The following is an 18,484-nucleotide window of genomic DNA, read 5'->3' as shown; positions in this document are numbered from 1 at the left end:
ACGAACCACACGAAAGATGGGCTCCGTTCTTGTTTTCGTTTCGTTCGTGTATTTCGTGGTTGGAATGACAGGCGTTGGTTGTGGCTTGTTTTGACCACAAAAGTTACGAACCACACGAAAGATGGGCTCCGTTCTTGTTTTCGTTTCGTTCGTGTATTTCGTGGTTGGAATGACAGGCGTTGGTTGTGGCTTGTTTTGACCACGAAAGTTTCGAACTACACGAAAGATGGGCTCCGGTCTTACTTTCGTTTCGTTCGTGTGTTTCGTGGTTCCGGTGGCGGGTGTTGATTGTGGGTGATTGTTTGACCACGAGAGGTGCGGACTCCTTGAAAGATGGTCTTCGTTCTTGGGTCGTGTGGTCATTGGTTGGGTTGGTTTTCGTTGTTTCGGGACAACTTTCTTGGGCGAAAATCCTTGAAAACGTGTCCCTTTTTGGTGTGGGATTTCGCATGGGTTGGAATGCTCCCCAAATCCTGATCCATGAGTTATGAAAGTTCATCAGCCAAGATTGGCGAAAGGACTTTCGATGAAGAAGCGAAAACGACATTCCCCCGAGCAGATCGTCAAGAAGTTGCGAGATGCCGATGCGATGCTTGCGGCCGGCAAGACAGTCGGCGAAGTGCTGCAGTCCCTTGAGGTCAGCGAAGCAACCTTGAGCCGCTGGCGGACCCAGTACGGCGGCATGAAGAGCGAGGAGGCCAAGCGGCTTAAGACGCTCGAGGACGAGAACAATCGACTCAAGAAAATCATTGGCGATCAAGCCCTCGACATCCAGATGCTCAAGGAGATCACCAAGGGAAACTGACTAGCCCTCAGTCGCGACGTGACGCCGTGCAGACGCTTCAGCGGAAATTCTCTGTCTCGGAGCGTCGGGCGTGCAACGTGCTCGATCAGCCGCGATCAAGCCAGCGATATGAAGGGCTCCCTAAGGACGAAGATCAGCGGTTGACGAAGGAAATTCTTGAATTGGTCAGGCAGCGACCTCGGTACGGCTATCGCCGGATCGCGGTGTTGCTTCGTCGCGATGGCGAAGTGATCAACGACAAACGCATGTACCGTCTCTGGAAGGCCGCAGGATTGAAAGTGCCGAGAAAACGCCACAAAAAACGAGCAACCGGTGAGAAGAAGAACGCCTGCCACGTCGCCCCAGCTCAGTTCATTCACGACGTATGGACTTGGGACTTCGTGCAAACATCGACCGTCGATGGACGCAAGATTCGTTTCTTGAACATCGTTGATGAGCACACACGACTTTGCCTGAGCATCAAGTCAGGTCGCAGTATCACGAGCGAAGACGCGATTGACACGTTGGCGGAGTTGTTTTCGATGCACGGGGTTCCCAAGCGGCTTCGCTGCGACAACGGCCCCGAGTTCATCTCGCTGGCGATCAAAGATTGGCTGAGCAAGTTGGGCGTCGAAGTGCTGTACATCGAGCCTGGTTCACCGTGGCAAAATGGTCTGTGCGAGAGTTTCAACAGCAAGCTCCGTGACGAGTATTTGCACCAAACCGATTTACTGAGCGAAAGCGACGCGAGGCTCAAGGCACGAGCGTGGCGTGAAGACTTCAATGACCATCGGCCACACAGTTCGCTGGGCTACCTGACCCCATCGGAGTTCGCGCGTCGCTGTGCTGATTCCGCTCCGTTCGCTGCGCTCACTCCGCGGAATCAGCACAGCGACTCACTTGAACCGTCACCCGTTACCCAACCGAATCTTTCATAACGCCTGGTACAGGAAATTGGGGCAACGCAGGGTCACCTAGGAGAACGTGTGTGCTTTCTACAGCGGGCGAATACGGTTGGGTTGCTTGGGTGTGATGAGAAACGGGTTACAATGGACGTCAATGAATAGCGAAGTGACCCAGATACTCAGTGCGATCGACAATGGTGACCGTCAAGCGGCGGGCCAGTTGTTGCCGCTGGTCTATGACGAACTTCGCCGTTTGGCATCGCAGAAGATGACGCGAGAGCCTGCCGGGCACACGATCCAACCGACGGCTTTGGTGCACGAAGCGTTCTTGCGTCTCGTCGGCAGCGAAGACTTACCGAGCTGGGACAGCCGAGGTCATTTCTTTGCCGCGGCGGCGGAATCGATGCGGCGGATTCTGATCGAAGCCGCGCGGCGACGGAAAACGGAAAAGCGTGGTGGCGACCGTCAGCGAATCGATTTATCGTCCAACGATGTGGTCGCACATCCGGAAGATTCCGAAACGCTGCTCGCCCTCGATGACGCACTGCAGAAACTCGACGCTGCGGATCATGATCTCGCGCGGCTCGTCGAACTGCGTTACTTCACCGGGCTGACCATCGACCAAACCGCGGAATTGCTCGGCATTTCGCCGCGGACAGTCAAACGCAATTGGACATACGCTCGGGCATGGCTACGTCGCGAAATGGAAGGAGACGGGCCGGCCTGATTCGCCGCGTGAGAACATGCCCCATCTCAGCGAACGTACTATTTTTGTTGAAGCGATCGAGTTTGACGATCCTCAGGAGCGCCAAGCGTTTATCGATCGAGCGTGTGGGGACGACGCGAAACTCCGCGCCAGCGTCGACGCGTTACTGCGGGCTCACGACGCGCCCGAGAACGCGTTGGACAAACCGCCCGTCGACGTGCCGTTGACGAATCTCCCTCAAGCACTCGGTTCCATGATTGGGCCGTATCGATTGATGGAACAAATCGGCGAGGGCGGCTTTGGGCTCGTCTACGTTGCCCAACAAGAGAGCCCCGTCCGCCGCAAAGTCGCGTTAAAAATCGTCAAACCGGGAACCGGAACCAAAGAGGTGTTGGCGAGATTCGAAGCCGAGCGGCAAGCCGTCGCGATGATGGATCACCCGAACATCGCCAAGGTGTTCGACGCGGGAGTCACGGACGATGGACGTCCGTACTTCGTCATGGAACTCGTCCGTGGCATCCCGATCACCGAATTCGCCGATGCTCACAAACTGTCTATCCACGAACGCCTGACCCTTTTTATCAGTGTTTGCAAAGCCGTGCATCACGCTCATCAAAAAGGCGTCATTCATCGAGACATCAAACCGTCGAACGTGATGGTCACGCTGCACGACGATCGCCCGGTAGTGAAAGTCATCGACTTCGGCGTTTCCAAAGCGATCGGACAATCGTTGACGGACAAAACGATTTACACGCGATTCTTTTCGATGATCGGCACTCCGCTTTACATGAGCCCCGAACAGGCGGAGATGAGCGGGTTGGATATCGACACCCGCAGCGACATCTACTCGCTCGGCGTGATGCTGTATGAATTGCTGGTCGGCGAAACGCCGTTCGATCGGGAGCGTCTCGATTCGGCCGGACTCGATGAGATGCGACGCATCATCCGTGAAGAAGATCCACCGCGACCGAGCCAGCGATTGACGACACTGAACGCCCGCATGACGACCGTGTCCATGGCGCGACGACTCGATCCGAAACGGCTGACCACGCGACTCCGCGGCGATCTCGATTGGATCGTCATGAAGGCGCTCGAAAAAGACCGCAACCGACGATACGAATCTGCCGCAGAGATGGCGAGTGATATCGCTCGCCACCTTTCCGAACAACCGATCCAAGCACGTCCGCCGACGTGGACGTACCAACTGCGCAAGTTCACACGCAGGCACCGCGTGGTGATCGCAACGGTCTCTCTGGTTGCGTTGGCGATGATCATCGGAACCGGTGCGAGCATCTGGCAAATGAGAGTCGCCTATCACGAACGCGACTTGAAAGAGATCGCACTGCGGGAGGCAAACGAAGCCAAACGGGATGTTGAACAATTCGCCGCGATCGTCACGACCGCCAATTCACTCGTCGCGAGCGCGCAGACGCATGCCGGCGCAGGTCGATGGAAAGCCGCCCGACAAGATTTCGATCAGGCGGTTCAACAACAACCCAACTATGACTTGCCGTGGGTCAGTCGGGCGCAGTTCTACACGCAACTGAACCTCTGGGACGAAGCCGCCGACGACTTCGTCACCGCAATCTCACTCGGATCAACCAGCGATACTCCTCAATGGTGGGGCGCCGCATGTTTGTTCGAATTGACCGGGCACCAATACGCGGCCCGCGAATTGTGTCGACAACTCGACCAACACATCGCAAACCAACAACCAATCGACCACTGGGAGTTCGTCCGCAACTGCCTGTCTTGCAAAGACGGGATCAGCGACGCGTCGTTCCAAGAACTCGCCCGATGGACGCAAGCGGAAGTCGACCAATCTGACGCGTCGCGGCCTGCTGCCCCATCGTCAAACGGGCGGCAACCACCCGGCAGGTCACCGTGGCTCGATGGGGCACTGTGGGATAACGGGCCGCAGTGGGAAGGTGAGCCGCAGTGGGACAACAGACCACCACGCGGCAACGGGCCGCCGCATGAACGCCGGGCACCTCCGTCGATTTTCTTTGACTCGAAACAACCGCCGCCCCCCCCACGGCCGAATCACCCCCGTGTTGATCGCAGACCGGAGACGCGTGAATCGTCGCAATCCGGTTCACCGAATCACCTCCCTCCAAACCGTGGAAGTTCCAGCCAGGGAAACACCAGCCCAGAAAATCCAAACCAACGAAACCCAGATCCCTGGGGTGTTAACGAAACCGCCCCGATCGCGAGACCGGGGGAGCGACCGAGAGGCGACGCGATATCGAGGCCGTGGGAAACACCGAGGCCATGGGAACAACCGCTTCGTTCATCGCCGCCCCGACCGTCGCCGGATCGTGCCAGCCCTCACGATTTGCCTCCCAATGTTCGTCAGTACATCACGGGCGTGGCGTACCTTCGTGCCGGTCGATACGAAAAGGCGATCGAATATCTGCAACAGTCTCACGCGGACCAAGGCTGGCCTGCACGCTGGCTCATCGATGCCCCTTTGGCGATGGCGTACGATCACATGGGACTTGCCGACGATGCCGCAAAGGCACTCGCCGATTCCCGCAATTCGCTCACCGAAGTTGCCGAGACGCTGGCCCTCCAAGAGACCGAAACCACAATTCCGCCTTGGTTCGACTTTGTCGAGTACTTTGTCTTCTACCAAGAAGCGTGCGAACAGATCGAAGGCGCGCCGCCCCGCGATCTGCCCTCGTTTGCTGAGGTCCGCGAAGCCGCATTGATGCGACTTTGGTAGCCCCGCCGTCTCGCCTGCGTCCACTGGCCGCGTCGAGCGGGACTGGTGAATTGACACGACTTGCGAGTAAACTCCTCAGTCTGCCATCACAACGACTCGCATCCGCTGCCTGACGCCACGTCGCTCCGGCAATCCACCGCGTCTCTGCGTGTGAACCGATGCCGCCGCTCATCTCCCTCAATGGCCTGCGTCTCGCACGGCAACGGCAACGGCAACGCAAGAATGGATGCCTCGAGGCGAATGCCGCCGCGGGCAGGAAAGTGACTTCAAATTAATCGATCCACGATCGTATCCTCCCTAGCGAAACAGCATGAGTATTATCACCGTCCCCTTTGGAGAAACCGCGGAAGGAGCTCCGATCACGAAGATCACGCTCACCAACGGTTCAGGCAATCACGTCAGCGTGATGAATTGGGGGGCCTCATTACTCGAGGTTGTGGTACCGGATCGATCGGGACAGCGTGCGAACGTGAACCTCGTTTTCGATTCCATTGACCGCTACCTGGCTCCTCACCCGGGTTTTGGCAGCACGATCGGCCGGTTCTGCAATCGAATCAAATTCGGCAAATTCAGCATCGACGGCGTCGACCATCAGGTGACCGTCAACAAAGGAAAACACTGTTTACATGGCGGTGCGGTGAACTACTCACATCACCACTGGACCACCGAACTGATCCCCGCCGACGCTGCCCGGGGTGTAAACGCAGACCGAGTGCGTTTTACGTTAGTCAGCCCCGATGGCGACGAAGGTTTCCCGGGCGAGGTTACCGTCACGACGGAGTACGCGTGGAACGACGCCAACGAATTAACGATCGAGTACCACGCGACAACGACGAAGCCGACCCACCTTAACCTGACCAATCACAGTTACTGGAATTTGGGCGGCGTGGATTCGGGATCGACGCTAGAACACGAAGCCATCATTCACGCGAGCGAACTGCTCGACGTGGACGAAGACTTGATCCCTACGGGCGAGATACTGAGTGTTGAGAACACACCGTTTGACTTTCGTGAGCAGACCTCGTTTGCCAAACGCATCGACTCGTTATCGGCAACCAAGGGCTACGACCATTGCTACCTCGTGGCCGGCGAGGCGGGCACACTGAGACCCGCCGCTCGCGTGACCGATCCGGCGTCCGGACGCGTGCTCGAGGTCGAAACCACGATGCCCTCGATGCAACTCTATACGGCAAACCATCTCCTCGGTAACGAAAGCAGTGGCGGTTACGTCCGCCATGATGCTTTCTGCCTAGAGACGCAATTTCCCCCCGATGCCCCCAACCACCCTCACTTTCCCTCGACGTTGCTACGCCCGGGTATGAGTTTTCATGAGAAAACTGTCCATCGATTCACGGCATAGCCTCACACGGGTTTGCTAAATATCGTAAAACATCGCCCAACGAGCATCGCAACGCCCGAGCTTCGACACCTTTCTCCCCACTATTCTTCTGCCGGCCCATGAATATTCTCGAAGTAGTTTTGTTTCTCGGATCAGTTCTCGGCGTGATCGCGCTAGGGATCTGGATGGCGAGTGAACCGGATGACGGGGACCCAACGGACGACGCGTCGGATTACTTCCTGGCCGGTCGCGGGCTGACGTGGTGGCTGGTCGGTTTCTCCTTGATCGCCGCGAACATCTCGACGGAGCAATTCGTGGGGATGTCGGGCTCGGCGGCCAACTGGCTGGGGATGGCGATCGCGTCATACGAATGGATGGCTGCGGTAACCTTGGTCGTCGTCGGGTTCCTGTTCCTGCCGCGTTTTCTCAAAGCCGGTCTGTTCACGATTCCTGAATTCCTGGAATACCGATTCGGCCCAATCGCCCGTCTGGTGATGGCGATTCCCGCCGTGGTAACGTTGGTGTTCGTCGCCACCTCCTCGGTGATTTTCTCGGGGGCAAAATTCATCTCGGAATACTACAACACCGTCCCGGTCCTGAATAATTTGACCGCGATGTGTTGGCTGATTGCTCTCTTCGCCGCCGCCTACGTGTTTGTCGGTGGATTGAAAGCGTGTGCCTGGACCGACCTGGTCTGGGGTTCGGCGTTGATTGTTGGCGGAATCATCGTCATGACGATGGCGTTCATCCAACTGTCAGACCGACCCGCGGAAGAATTGATCGACACGAAAGTCGCCAACTCCGACGCCACGGTCGCCGATTTGGAGGAAGCCGGATTATGGCGACGGTTTATCTTGCTCAATGACGGCGTCGACAACGAAGCCGTCGCGGTCAACGGCCCCAACGGCAGTGGCGGTAAAACGCACATGGTTCGCCCGAAAGAAGACCCGGAATTGCCTTGGACCGCGTTGATCGTCGGCCTTTGGATTCCAAACTTCTTCTACTGGGGTCTGAACCAATACATCGTTCAACGAACACTCGGTTCGAAGTCGCTCGCCGAAGGCCAGAAGGGGATCGTCTTTGCAGCCTTCATGAAATTACTGATCCCGTTCTTGGTCGTGATCCCGGGGATTCTCGCTTACAACCTCTTTGCCGACGACTTGTTTAATAACGCGACGAATGAATATGACTATGACCGCGCGTTCCCGGTGCTCGTCCGGAACCTGATCAAACCCTACCCGATGATTTCGTGGTTCATCCTGGCCGCACTCTCGGGTGCCGTGATCAGTTCGCTCGCGTCGATGCTTAACTCGGCTTCGACGATCGCGACGATGGACTTGTATGCGAAAGTCACGCACGAGAAAGATCAAAACCGATTGGTGATGGTCGGTCGCGTTTTCGTTGTCTTGTTCGTTCTGTTGTCGGCTTTGGTTGCCCCGTCGCTAGACAACTTCACCAGCATCTTCACCTACATCCAAGAATTCCAGGGCTTCATCTCGCCCGGCATTCTCGCGGTGTTCTTGCTCGGTTTCTTCTCGCCACGCACTCCGAAGTACTTCGGTACCCTCGGGATCATCGTCAACGTTGTCGCGTACGCTTCGTTCAAATGGTTGCTGGGACCGATTATCGTTGAGCAAGGTTGGTGGTACGCTGATCAAATCGCGTTCCTGGACCGCATGGCACTGTGCTTCTTTATCGTGCTGTTGACCGGATTGGTCGTGACACTGGTCAATCCGTTGAAGACACCGGTAACGATGCCGGTGAACGAAAAGATGAACCTCGAATCGTCCAAGGGTGCTCAAATCGCAGGCGGTTTGATCATCTTGGCGACAATGGGCCTGTATTATTATTTCTGGTAATCAACGATCGGGTGAGCTTCCATGGACTGGATGACGATTGATGCGTGTCGACGTAGTGACACACTTCCGCTAGCCGTTGAAATTCGCGGTTGGGTTCGCACCCGCCGCGACAGCAAAGGTGGCTTCAGCTTTCTCGAAATCAACGACGGAACCTGCTTGGGAAACCTCCAGGTCGTCGCGCCGGGTGAACTGGACAACTACACCACCGAAGTACAAAAGCTGACCGCGGGCTGCAGCGTGGTCGTGCAGGGCGAACTCGTCGAATCACCGGCCAAGGGACAATCGACCGAACTCCACGCGCAGTCCGTTCGCGTGCTGGGGTGGTGTGATGGCGAAACGTATCCGCTGCAGAAAAAACGCCACTCGTTCGAAAAACTACGTGAGTGGTCCCACCTCCGTGCCCGCACCAACACCCTCGGTGCCGTGATGCGGGTCCGCAACCGGCTGAGCCAATCGATCCACCGGTTCTTTGACGATGCGGGTTTCTACTATCTGCACACACCGATCGTGACGGCCAGTGACTGCGAAGGCGCGGGCGAAATGTTCCGCGTCACGACGCTCAATTTGGAAAAACTCGCGGGATCCAGCCGCCCGTTTGATCCCTCACAGGATTTCTTCGGCAAACCCACTCACCTCACCGTCAGTGGCCAGCTCGAGGGTGAAACCTACGCCAGCGCGCTATCGAAAATTTACACGTTTGGCCCAACCTTCCGCGCCGAGAATAGCAACACGTCGCGGCACCTCGCGGAATTCTGGATGGTGGAACCCGAAGCGGCGTTCTTCGATCTTCAAGACAACATGAAACTCGCCGAGTCGTTCCTCAAACGCATCTTCGCCGATGTGATGGAACACTGTGCCGAGGACATGGAGTTCTTCGACGAACGGATCGAGAAAGGCAAACTCGCGCAGTTGAAATCGGTTGTCGAGAAACCTTTCGAACACATGACCTATACCGAGGCGGTTGAACGACTCACCTCGTGTGATGAAAAGTTCGAGTATCCCGTCAAATGGGGCATCGATCTCCAAGCCGAACACGAGAAGTACCTCACCCAACTCGTCGATGGTCCGTTGATCCTGACGGACTACCCGTCAACGATCAAACCGTTTTACATGCGTGTCAGCGATGACGAAAAAACCGTCGCGGCGATGGACGTGCTGGTTCCAGGTGTCGGCGAGATTATCGGCGGCAGCCAACGCGAAGAACGCCTCGATGTTCTACTGCGGCGAATGAACGAAGCCGGTCTCGACGAAAAAGAATACTGGTGGTACGTCGACCTTCGACGCTACGGCAGTGTCCCACACGCGGGCTTCGGACTCGGACTCGAACGGGCCGTGCAGTACGCCACCGGCATGACCAATATCCGTGACGTGATCCCTTTCCCGCGGACACCTGGCAACGCGGAGTTTTAACGCGAAGGTTGCCGACGTGCTCTCCAACATTGATCAGGCAACCCCGGTATGCCGTCTGGCGCCCTCGCCGACCGGCGCCCAACATCTCGGCAACGCGCGGACGTTCTTGCTCGCGTACTGGAGTGCACGAGCACAAAACGCTCGCCTCATCCTTCGCATCGAAGACATCGATTCCCCTCGGGTCAAACCGTGGGCCACCGCACAGGCGATCGAAGATCTCGCGTGGTTGGGGATCGAACACGACGGCGTGCCCATCATTCAAACCGAACGTTCCGAGCTATACCAGCAACTGCTCGATCGTCTCGTCGCCGACGACCGAGCGTACCCGTGCACGTGCTCTCGAAAAGACATCGAAACCGCCTCATCAGCACCGCACGAACAGATGGCAATCGGTGCCAATGTTCTCAATGACCAACAAACCGTTACCGCTGAAACGACGATCTACCCCGGTACCTGTAACGATTGGCGTTACGAAGATCCATTCCCGGACGAGGGCAGTTATTGCTTGCGGTTTCGCGTCGACAACACCGCGATGTGGTTCGACGATCTCGTGGCCAAACGAGTGCACTGCGACCCGAGCACGGCGATCGGTGATTTCCCCGTCACACGCAAAGAAGGCGCCGCGGCCTATCAACTCGCGGTCGTTGTTGACGACATCGACGCGGGCGTGACCGAAGTGGTTCGTGGCGACGACCTGCTCGTCAGCACGTTTCGCCAAATGCAGCTTTACCAATATCTCGGCGTCCCGCATCCGACGTACGCACACGCTCCGCTCGTGGTCGGCGAAGACGGCCGGAGACTCGCCAAGCGACACGGTGACACTCGATTGTCGCTGTACCGAGAACAAGGCGTTGCACCGGAAACTATCGTGGCGTGGGCGGCTCGTTCTGCGATGGGACAGCACGAAAGTTTCCCGAGCGAACCGGAAACCGCTCACTGGAACCTCGACCGTTGGCACCGCGAGATGATCGACCTATTTGATTGGTCGATGGTTTCGCGAAACCGCGTGACTTATTCACCGCCTAGCACCACGCCGTAGCACGCGAACATTCCTACTCTTGCACGTATGCGTGAATCGCCTCACGGAAGTGGATCAGCAATTGACTCTGGAAGCGATACGGATTCCAAATCGCCACCACCGTGCGTTTGGGCTTCACACCGCTTAACGACCGATAAACCCGACGTTCGGTTTTGTCGAGTTTCTTGGCCATCTCTGGAATCAGTGAGATTCCGTGAGACAACGCCACGAGTTCCTGCACCATCGCCAACTGATTGGCCCGTTCCACGGCGAGCGGATGAACCGAACGTTGTCGACAAAACGACACGATGTTGTCCGAGAGACAGTGAGCTTCATTGAGCAGCACAAAGGGTTCGTGCTGAATGTCGCTCAGCCGAATCTGCTTTTTCTGCGTCAGCGGATGCTCGGGCGGCAAAACCAAAAACAGCTCTTCTTCGAACAGATTGTCGATCTCAACATATTTGGCCGGTATCGGCAGCGCGACGATCGCCACGTCGAGTTCTCCCTGTTTGCACCGACGGACCAAATTATCAGTGGTGTCTTCCTGAACGACCAAATTCGCTTTCGGATACTGATCGGCAAACTGCCGCAGAAGATCCGGCAGGAAGTAGGGTGCGATCGTGGGAATTGCCCCGATCCTCAACCGTCCTGTTTGACCGTCATCGGATATCTCCGCCTTCATGTCTTCGACGATTAACAAGATTTGCTCGGCGCGAGATTGGAAGATCAAACCCGCATCGGTCAACTCGACGCTGCGCGGCTTTCGCTCGAACAACGGTTGCCCCACTTCGTCTTCGAGCCGTTGGATCGCGCGACTGAGCGCCGACTGCGACAGGTTCAAACGCTCCGCCGCGTGCGTGAAGTTGCAAGTTTCCGCGACGCCCTGAAAGTACATCAATTGATCCATGTCCACGTTTATCTCTCCCGCATTTCGCCGTCGTCATCGCCATCTTCATCGCAACGCATGATCACACCCACGTGCCGCCGATCGCCGGCTTTGACTCACCAACGGCCAACCTCATCATGCACTCTCCGCATCGCGGCCATCGTACCGTTGCGGGAAACGCAGAGCTATCGGGCACCGCTCGCGTGACGACTGAGCGGCGAGTCGCGTTCACGAAAGATCCCTCCCGCCATCGGACATCGAGTACAATTTGCAACCGCACGGTTTCCAAACCGCCCTCCCCACCTCCCTCCTTTTAGGTTTGCTGCCCATGAAATTCCTTCTGGCTATCTTCGTGTCCGCTGCGATGCTCGGAACCGTAACCCCGGCATCGGCTGAAAAACAATCCGACGCCGCTCGTACGAATCAAGGCGATATCCCACACGGCACCATCACGTCCGGAGTCTTTGACGACAGCACTCTCTTCCCTGGCACGACGCGGGAATACCGAGTCTACGTCCCCGCACAGCATGACGCACTCGAACCGGCAAACCTGATGGTGTTCATGGACGGGCTGAACTACGCCAAAGAGCAGGGAAACTTTCGCGTTCCCTCGGTTCTCGACAACCTCATCCACCAAGGCGAGATTCCGGTAACGGTTGCCGTGTTCGTGAATCCCGGAGTGATACCGGCGACGAAGCCAAACGCAGCGGGTCGCAGCAACCGCTCGTTCGAATACGACTCGATGTCGGACCGCTACTCACGATTTCTCGTTAACGAATTCTTGCCCGTGGCTCTGGACGGAATTCGGGTTTCCGATCAAGCGAGGGATCGTGCCGTTTGCGGAATTTCCTCCGGAGGAATTTGTGCCTTTACGACCGCGTGGGAAATGCCTGATCAGTTCAGCAATGTACTCAGTCACATCGGCAGCTTTACGAACATCCGTGGCGGATGGGCCTATCCCGGCTTGATTCGCAAAACGAAAGACAATCCCAAACCGATCAAAGTTTACCTTCAAGAAGGCAAAGACGACCTCAACAATCTGCATGGCAATTGGCCCTTGGCGAACCAAGACATGTCGGCGGCCCTGCGTTTTGCCGGATACCAAAGCAAACTCGTGATGACCGAAGGCGGACACACGTCGAAGTACGGCGGAGCGGAACTGGCATCGGCCATCACGTGGCTTTGGGACGACGACGCTCCCGTCGACGAAATCGAAAACAATGAAACGAAACCTGCGTGGCAACCTCACCCCGATGCGGTCGAGAACACCACGATTGCCCACGGAACCGTCGTTGCCATGCCGACATGGGAATCCCAAATATTCAACAACACTGTTCGCGATTGGTGGGTCTATGTCCCGGCTCAATACGACGAAACACAACCGACCGCGTTAATGGTTTTCCAAGACGGCAAACGGATGTCCGATATCAAGGGGCGTTGGCGTATCCCAACGGTATTTGACAATTTAATCGCGAAAGGAGAAATGCCACCAACCATCGCGGTCTTCATCGATCCCGGTCACGACAAAAACAAGCCTCGCGCCAAAAACAAGTCCTCCAATCGAGGATACGAATACGACAGTCTCGGTGATCGCTACACCCGCTTCCTACTCGAAGAGATCCTTCCCGAAGTCGAAGGGAAATACAACATTTCGAAGGATCCTAAGATGCGGGCGATTGGCGGGTCGAGTTCTGGCGCGATTTGCGCCTTCACCGCCGCGTGGCAGCGTCCCGATGTGTTCTCAAAGGTTTACTCGAGTGTCGGCAGTTTCACTCACTTGCGAGGCGGCAACGTCTACCCGGCACTCGTTCGTAAAACCGAACCCAAACCGATCCGCGTTTACATGGCCGACACGAGCGGCGACGTCGATAACGCGTTCGGCAGTTGGCCATGGGCGAACCAACGGATGGCATCGAGCCTGCAGTACATGGGATATGACGTGCGATTCGACTGGGCCGAAGGTTATGCCCACAATGCCGACTACGGCAGTTCGCGATTTCCCGACGCGATGAAATGGTTGTGGCGAAACGAAACGGTCGAACCGACCATCGACACGCGTGATGACCTCAAAGGCGACATGACGTTACTGAACCTGTTGATCCCCGGTGAATCGTGGGAAGTGGTTGCCGATGAACTGGGTTTCGCGGACGCACCGTGTGCCGACACGGAAGGCAACTTTTACTTTTCCGACATGCGGGCTCCCGCGATCTACCGCGTCAGCGCGTCTGACGGATTGCGAGAAAAGATCGCCGCCGAAGCGGTCAGCGGCCTCGAATTTGGCCCCGACGGAACGCTCTATGGCTGCCAAGGTGCAAAAAAACGTGTGATATCGATCGAGCCATCAACCGGCGAGATTAACGTAGTCGCCGAAAACGTAACACCCAATGACTTAGCAGTCACCGATGACGGATTTGTCCTGATCACCGAAACGAAAGCCAAACACGTCACGCGAATCGATCCGCGTACGGGTGAAACGACCGTCGTTGACTCAGGCATCACGCGTCCCAACGGAATCGTGCTATCACCAGACGGCGGAACACTCGCCGTCTCTGATCATGGTGGCGAATACACGTGGACCATGCGTGTGGGCGCGGGAGCATCGCTCGATTCCAAAATGCCAACGATGACGATGCGATTGCCGATTGACCCGAAAGGCGAGTTTGCGTTCAACGAACCGCCACCGTACATCACCGCGTCGCGTGGTGACGGATCGGCGGTGGATGCCGCAGGACGGTACTACGTCACTAGCGCTGTCGGCGTCCAAATCTTTGACCCGACCGGACGTCTCTGCGGGGTCCTGCCCGCCCCGAACCCCAGCAAGCCGCTGACGAGTTGCGTGCTCGCGGGCTCCGGTCACGGTTATCTCTACATCACCAACGGCAATGTAGTGTACCGACGGAAACTCAAGATCTGAGCCTCAACGACGCCACCACGTCGTCCTTCAGACCCGCGTTCACTTTTCGCCGAGCCCGACCATCTCGAGCAGGCGAAGAGCGTTGGTCGTCGGCGAAACACCGTCTCGCATTCGATAATCGAACGTCATCCGTTCATCGCCATCGGCGTCCGGCGTGATCGTTTCGCGGAAATGAACGGTGTGGGCGATACGCAGTAATTCGGGTTCGTCGGCGAGTTCGAGATCGTGCGTCGTGATCGCACCGATCGCGCCGCTTTCGACGAGCATCCCGAGCACGCGAGTGACCGCGATCTGCCGCTCTCGGCTGTTGGTTCCCTGCAAGATTTCATCGAGCAAGAACAACAGTCGACGTCGCGAAGTGGCTCCACTCGCCGACGGCGTGTGGGCGGGCTCCTGGTTTGCTGACGCATGCAATTCACGGGCGTGTTCGACCACTGCTGCCAATCGATTCAGTTCAGCCATGTAAAACGATACGCCTTGGCTGAGATCATCGCTGACACGGATACTCGTGGCCATTTCGATCGGTGGCAAACGCATCCGGGAACAGCACACCGGCGCCCCCGCCATCGCGAGCGACACGTTCAATCCGACGCTGCGCAGCATCGTGCTCTTGCCCGACATGTTGCTGCCTGTGACCAACAACAACGTGCCGGCCGGTCCGATCGAGACGTCATTGCGAACGCGAATTTCGTCTCGCAGCAAGGGGTGCCCCAACCGCTGGCAATTCAGAATCGCTTCTTTGCCCGCATCGGCGCCGCCGGAACGATCGTCGATCCACTCAGGCGATGCCCAGTGCGGGTATTCATCGGCGAGCGCGGCAACCGAGAGCAACGATTCAAGTTCGCCCAACGCGAGAAACCACTCGTCGACGCGAGTCGCATACCGTTGCTGCCACGCTTCGAGTCGTCGCAACACCCGCACGTCCCACAACCCGAACGCTTGCAACGGAAGATAAATCAAAAACGTGGCGGCGGAATGCTTCAGCGATCCCGCTTTCGCAACAGACGCGAGTTGCCCCATCGCGAGCCCCGCCGATCCACCGTCGTCGCCTGAATCACCGACATCTAACAGCGTTCGCCGAATTCGATCCGCCAAACGATTCGTCGCATGATGCTCCGGTGCATCTTCGGGTAACAACTCTGCCGATTGAAATAACTCCGCATAATCATCAACGCTCCGTCGCGACTGGATCGCGATCGAAAAAATCTGAGCGACCGGTCCCAACATCAAGGAGGCGATCGATAAGTTCACGACGGCAATGGCGATCAAAGCGAAGAACGACAAGCGAGTCAGGTCACGGTTTTCGGTCAGTGTCGCCAACACCAACGCCGCGATACAGAGGACCGAAACGATCGCCGTCAGGTTGGCCCACGGCACGAGCCATCGTCGCGACGGCAACCACAGCGGACTGTTCGCCCATTGCACAAACGACTCGGGATCGCCCGTCGACGTACCGACCTCTCGGGCGAGCGTGTAGAACCGCAACCGGGGCTCGCGTTCAGCGGCGAGGGACCGAACGGCATGATGCCGGTCTCGGGCGATATCCGGGTCCACTGGACTGGTCAACCAATTCGCCAATGTTCGCTGACCGGGCGTCGTCGCGGCCATGGAAACGAGCTGAAACAAAGACGCGTCGCCGATCAAATCCAAATCGTCAGCAAGATAACGTTGACGGTCATCGAGGCGGATCGCATCAGAGGTTTGCCCAATCGAATCAGACGCGAGCGACGTCCAATCCCGATCCAAACGACGACTGAGTCGGCGCAGTGTGCGAGATTCGTTTTGACGTATTTCGATTTCCGTTCGCACGGCTTCGTTTCGGACAACCGTCACGAGAAACGCGAGCAAGGCTCCGATCGCGATCGCGATCCAAAACGGGTGGCCTGTCGTTGTCGAAAACCCGATGCCGACGACCAACACGAAGAACAGCCCGACTCGCAGCGTTCCCAGTTTGGAATCCGTCGCTGAAAATTGTTCGAGTTCGGAATCGATGCCCGACAACCGGTCGGTGTAACGGGTGCGTGCCTCCTCACAGCTATCGAGCGTTTCTCGCTCGCGTTGCCGATCCGAAGCACTGCCATCGAGTTCTGCCCCAGCGGCAGACTCGGAAGGGGAAGAAGAATTTGACATCCGTATCAGGCTGCATCCATTTGAGCGGTCGCGCGGGGTTGCGTCGCGGGGGCGGCATCAATGACTTTCAAGGCAATGCGATCTTGCAAATTGGGTCGAAAGATCGTCAGCAGCAACAGCGGCAAGAACCATCCCATGTACAACCCGCCGCCGTAGCCGTGCCAGAATTGAGCCGCGATCATCAACGCGGCCGAACAACTGATCAGGATACCGAGGTTCTTCTGAGCCGGCCAAACCGCCAAGAAGAAACTCAGAATCACGAAGGCGACAATCACCGGCAAACGCCAAACCGGGTTCCACCCCAATTCCCAAACCCCGCGTGGATCTTGGGTGGGGAAGAACAGACCGAACATTTGACGCAAATGCTCGAAGAACGGATCTGTGCCGCCGAGCACGAGCAGTGCCATCAACACACCGATCATCGACAACACGCCGATCGCAAAACGGCGAGCACCACGCTGCCAATAAAAACTGAACCAAAGCGGCAAGAGGAAAAATGGATAGTAAACCAACCCGGCCGCCGCACCGACAAACAGCCCCGAGAAAAACGGTTTTCGGTACAACAAGATCGCCCACAACAACAGCGCCGCAGGCACCACGTGGTCGACCCGTCCTGTCATTTGAGCGGTGTAAGGCATCAACAAATACAACGTTGCACAACCGGCACCCGATCGCAGGTTGCCGAAGTGACGATTGCCGATCAACAAGATGCCAATCAGCATTGCCGATTGACTGATGATCGCAATGATCTTCGCGATCGCAGCGCGGCTCTGCTGCGCCGGAGAAAGCTCGTCGAGTGTGGGAGGTTCGACACCACCGAGGACTTCGCTGATCGGCCGTACCGGGATCGTCGGCAGCATGTTCATCAATGCGTAGCCCGGCCCGAGTTCGGGGCCCTGCTCTCGCTGAATTTCAGGCGTACTCGCGACGACATTGGCCATCATGAAAATGAACAGCGAAATGCCGAGGAAGTTCAATCCACCGGTCGTGAGGTTTGGATCCAAGAGCGGACGCCGCACCATTAACGGATCGAGCAGCATACGGATCATCAATCCCATCTCGATCACGAACAGCCATATGAAACCTCCCCGTCGTAGACCGATCGCCGAATCGTAGGCGGCAATCTGTTGCGGCGTACGCGGATCCTCATCGACAACATCCAAACCCGTTTGCCGTGTTGCCAGCGGCGTTTCGTCAGCGAGTGCTGCGTCGGTTGCCGAAACGAGCGTTCGGTTCGCCTCTTCGCCGGAGACCGCAGCACTTGTCGAGCGATCTTCTGCGGGTGCGTCAGACTGCGATGCTGAATTCGATGCATCTTCGTTTGCCGCGTCCGACGAAGACGTTGCTTGCTGATCGTCGGCTGCTCGTTTGAGTGTGATCGATTGGACGAGTTCGCGGTCCAGACGTGTTTGTCGACGGTAGCCCTCATTGACCATCAAAAGCCCGGGGGCGAGCAAAATCAGCAGCAGAATGTCGAGATTTCGAATGCTCCAGAATCGTCGGAAGACGAAGAACAACCCGATCGTCAAAAACGACGACATATACACCCACGTGGTGGGATCAGGTCGACGGTAATAGAGAAGGAATTCGCTCATCGCGATAGAACCTGACTGACCGGAAATGGCGGCGAACCAGCCCAGCGGAGAGAACGTTCAGCGGAGAGAATGGCGAGTTCTCTAATGACAAAAACAGCTGCTTAATAGGATAAACAGAGCAGAGCGTCGCGGATATCCCCAGCCCCGTCTCGGATATCCACAGCCCCCGTGCGTCGTTCTCTGACCGACGACTCCCCCCTCTGGCCGAGTCTG

The 18,484-nt window shown here is 57.1% G+C and carries 12 protein-coding genes; 9 read left to right on the top strand and 3 right to left on the bottom strand.

Annotation, left to right across the window (positions count from 1 at the left end; all coding sequences use genetic code 11):
• The first annotated feature begins 526 nt into the window (after positions 1 to 526).
• The 8 genes from FHS27_RS30920 to gluQRS all read left to right on the top strand — a co-directional run bounded on the left by FHS27_RS30920 (position 527) and on the right by gluQRS (position 10,767).
• Positions 527 to 805 (top strand): transposase, encoded by a 279-nt coding sequence (locus tag FHS27_RS30920; RefSeq protein ID WP_246418983.1) that lies wholly within the window; start codon positions 527 to 529, stop codon positions 803 to 805.
• A gap of 26 nt (positions 806 to 831) precedes the next feature.
• Entirely contained in the window at positions 832 to 1,722 is an 891-nt protein-coding gene (locus FHS27_RS01580) for an IS3 family transposase (RefSeq protein WP_315854451.1), read from the top strand.
• 121 nt (positions 1,723 to 1,843) lie between these two features.
• Positions 1,844 to 2,416 carry an ECF-type sigma factor gene (locus FHS27_RS01575; protein WP_184300747.1) on the top strand — a complete coding sequence of 191 codons (573 nt, stop codon included), beginning with the start codon at positions 1,844 to 1,846 and terminating at the stop codon, positions 2,414 to 2,416.
• A 16-nt stretch (positions 2,417 to 2,432) separates the two neighbouring features.
• Positions 2,433 to 5,120 carry a protein kinase domain-containing protein gene (locus FHS27_RS01570; protein ID WP_184300743.1) on the top strand — a complete coding sequence of 896 codons (2,688 nt, stop codon included), beginning with the start codon at positions 2,433 to 2,435 and terminating at the stop codon, positions 5,118 to 5,120.
• 310 nt (positions 5,121 to 5,430) lie between these two features.
• The gene (locus FHS27_RS01565) at positions 5,431 to 6,480 is read left to right on the top strand and encodes an aldose epimerase family protein (RefSeq protein ID WP_184300740.1); all 1,050 of its coding nucleotides are present in this window, start codon (positions 5,431 to 5,433) and stop codon (positions 6,478 to 6,480) included.
• A gap of 98 nt (positions 6,481 to 6,578) precedes the next feature.
• On the top strand, positions 6,579 to 8,318 hold the full coding sequence (locus FHS27_RS01560) for a sodium:solute symporter family transporter (RefSeq protein WP_184300737.1): 1,740 nt from the start codon (positions 6,579 to 6,581) through the stop codon (positions 8,316 to 8,318).
• A 21-nt stretch (positions 8,319 to 8,339) separates the two neighbouring features.
• The gene (gene asnS / locus FHS27_RS01555; RefSeq protein ID WP_009101178.1) at positions 8,340 to 9,728 is read left to right on the top strand and encodes an asparagine--tRNA ligase; all 1,389 of its coding nucleotides are present in this window, start codon (positions 8,340 to 8,342) and stop codon (positions 9,726 to 9,728) included.
• 16 nt (positions 9,729 to 9,744) lie between these two features.
• Complete coding sequence (gluQRS, locus tag FHS27_RS01550; RefSeq protein WP_184300733.1) at positions 9,745 to 10,767, top strand: tRNA glutamyl-Q(34) synthetase GluQRS; 1,023 nt, start codon at positions 9,745 to 9,747, stop codon at positions 10,765 to 10,767.
• 13 nt (positions 10,768 to 10,780) lie between these two features.
• Here the strand turns inward: gluQRS and FHS27_RS01545 are convergent, their stop codons facing one another.
• Positions 10,781 to 11,659: a LysR family transcriptional regulator gene (locus tag FHS27_RS01545; RefSeq protein WP_184300730.1), complete on the bottom strand. Its 879-nt coding sequence runs from the start codon at positions 11,657 to 11,659 to the stop codon at positions 10,781 to 10,783.
• A 337-nt stretch (positions 11,660 to 11,996) separates the two neighbouring features.
• Here FHS27_RS01545 and FHS27_RS01540 point away from each other — a divergent pair, with 337 nt between their 5' ends.
• Complete coding sequence (locus tag FHS27_RS01540; protein WP_184301221.1) at positions 11,997 to 14,546, top strand: alpha/beta hydrolase-fold protein; 2,550 nt, start codon at positions 11,997 to 11,999, stop codon at positions 14,544 to 14,546.
• A 39-nt stretch (positions 14,547 to 14,585) separates the two neighbouring features.
• Here the strand turns inward: FHS27_RS01540 and FHS27_RS01535 are convergent, their stop codons facing one another.
• On the bottom strand, positions 14,586 to 16,676 hold the full coding sequence (locus tag FHS27_RS01535; RefSeq protein ID WP_246418982.1) for a MutS family DNA mismatch repair protein: 2,091 nt from the start codon (positions 16,674 to 16,676) through the stop codon (positions 14,586 to 14,588).
• Between the two features lie 5 nt (positions 16,677 to 16,681).
• Positions 16,682 to 18,271 (bottom strand): hypothetical protein, encoded by a 1,590-nt coding sequence (locus FHS27_RS01530; protein WP_246418981.1) that lies wholly within the window; start codon positions 18,269 to 18,271, stop codon positions 16,682 to 16,684.
• Between the last annotated feature and the right edge of the window lie 213 nt (positions 18,272 to 18,484).

Source organism: Aporhodopirellula rubra, assembly GCF_014192335.1.
GTDB lineage: Bacteria > Planctomycetota > Planctomycetia > Pirellulales > Pirellulaceae > Rhodopirellula > Rhodopirellula rubra.
Note: the sequence above shows the minus strand (reverse complement) of the source record. Positions and strands in the feature narration are given on the sequence as shown.

Excerpts from the sequence above, each read along its gene's own strand:
- FHS27_RS01560 (WP_184300737.1), top strand. The coding sequence starts at position 6,579 with ATGAATATTCTCGAAGTAGTTTTGTTTCTCGGATCAGTTCTCGGCGTG.
- FHS27_RS01565 (WP_184300740.1), top strand. The coding sequence starts at position 5,431 with ATGAGTATTATCACCGTCCCCTTTGGAGAAACCGCGGAAGGAGCTCCG.
- FHS27_RS01530 (WP_246418981.1), bottom strand. The coding sequence starts at position 18,271 with ATGAGCGAATTCCTTCTCTATTACCGTCGACCTGATCCCACCACGTGG.
- asnS (WP_009101178.1), top strand. The coding sequence starts at position 8,340 with ATGGACTGGATGACGATTGATGCGTGTCGACGTAGTGACACACTTCCG.
- FHS27_RS01540 (WP_184301221.1), top strand. The coding sequence starts at position 11,997 with ATGCTCGGAACCGTAACCCCGGCATCGGCTGAAAAACAATCCGACGCC.
- FHS27_RS01535 (WP_246418982.1), bottom strand. The coding sequence starts at position 16,676 with ATGTCAAATTCTTCTTCCCCTTCCGAGTCTGCCGCTGGGGCAGAACTC.
- FHS27_RS01570 (WP_184300743.1), top strand. The coding sequence starts at position 2,433 with ATGCCCCATCTCAGCGAACGTACTATTTTTGTTGAAGCGATCGAGTTT.
- FHS27_RS30920 (WP_246418983.1), top strand. The coding sequence starts at position 527 with ATGAAGAAGCGAAAACGACATTCCCCCGAGCAGATCGTCAAGAAGTTG.
- FHS27_RS01575 (WP_184300747.1), top strand. The coding sequence starts at position 1,844 with ATGAATAGCGAAGTGACCCAGATACTCAGTGCGATCGACAATGGTGAC.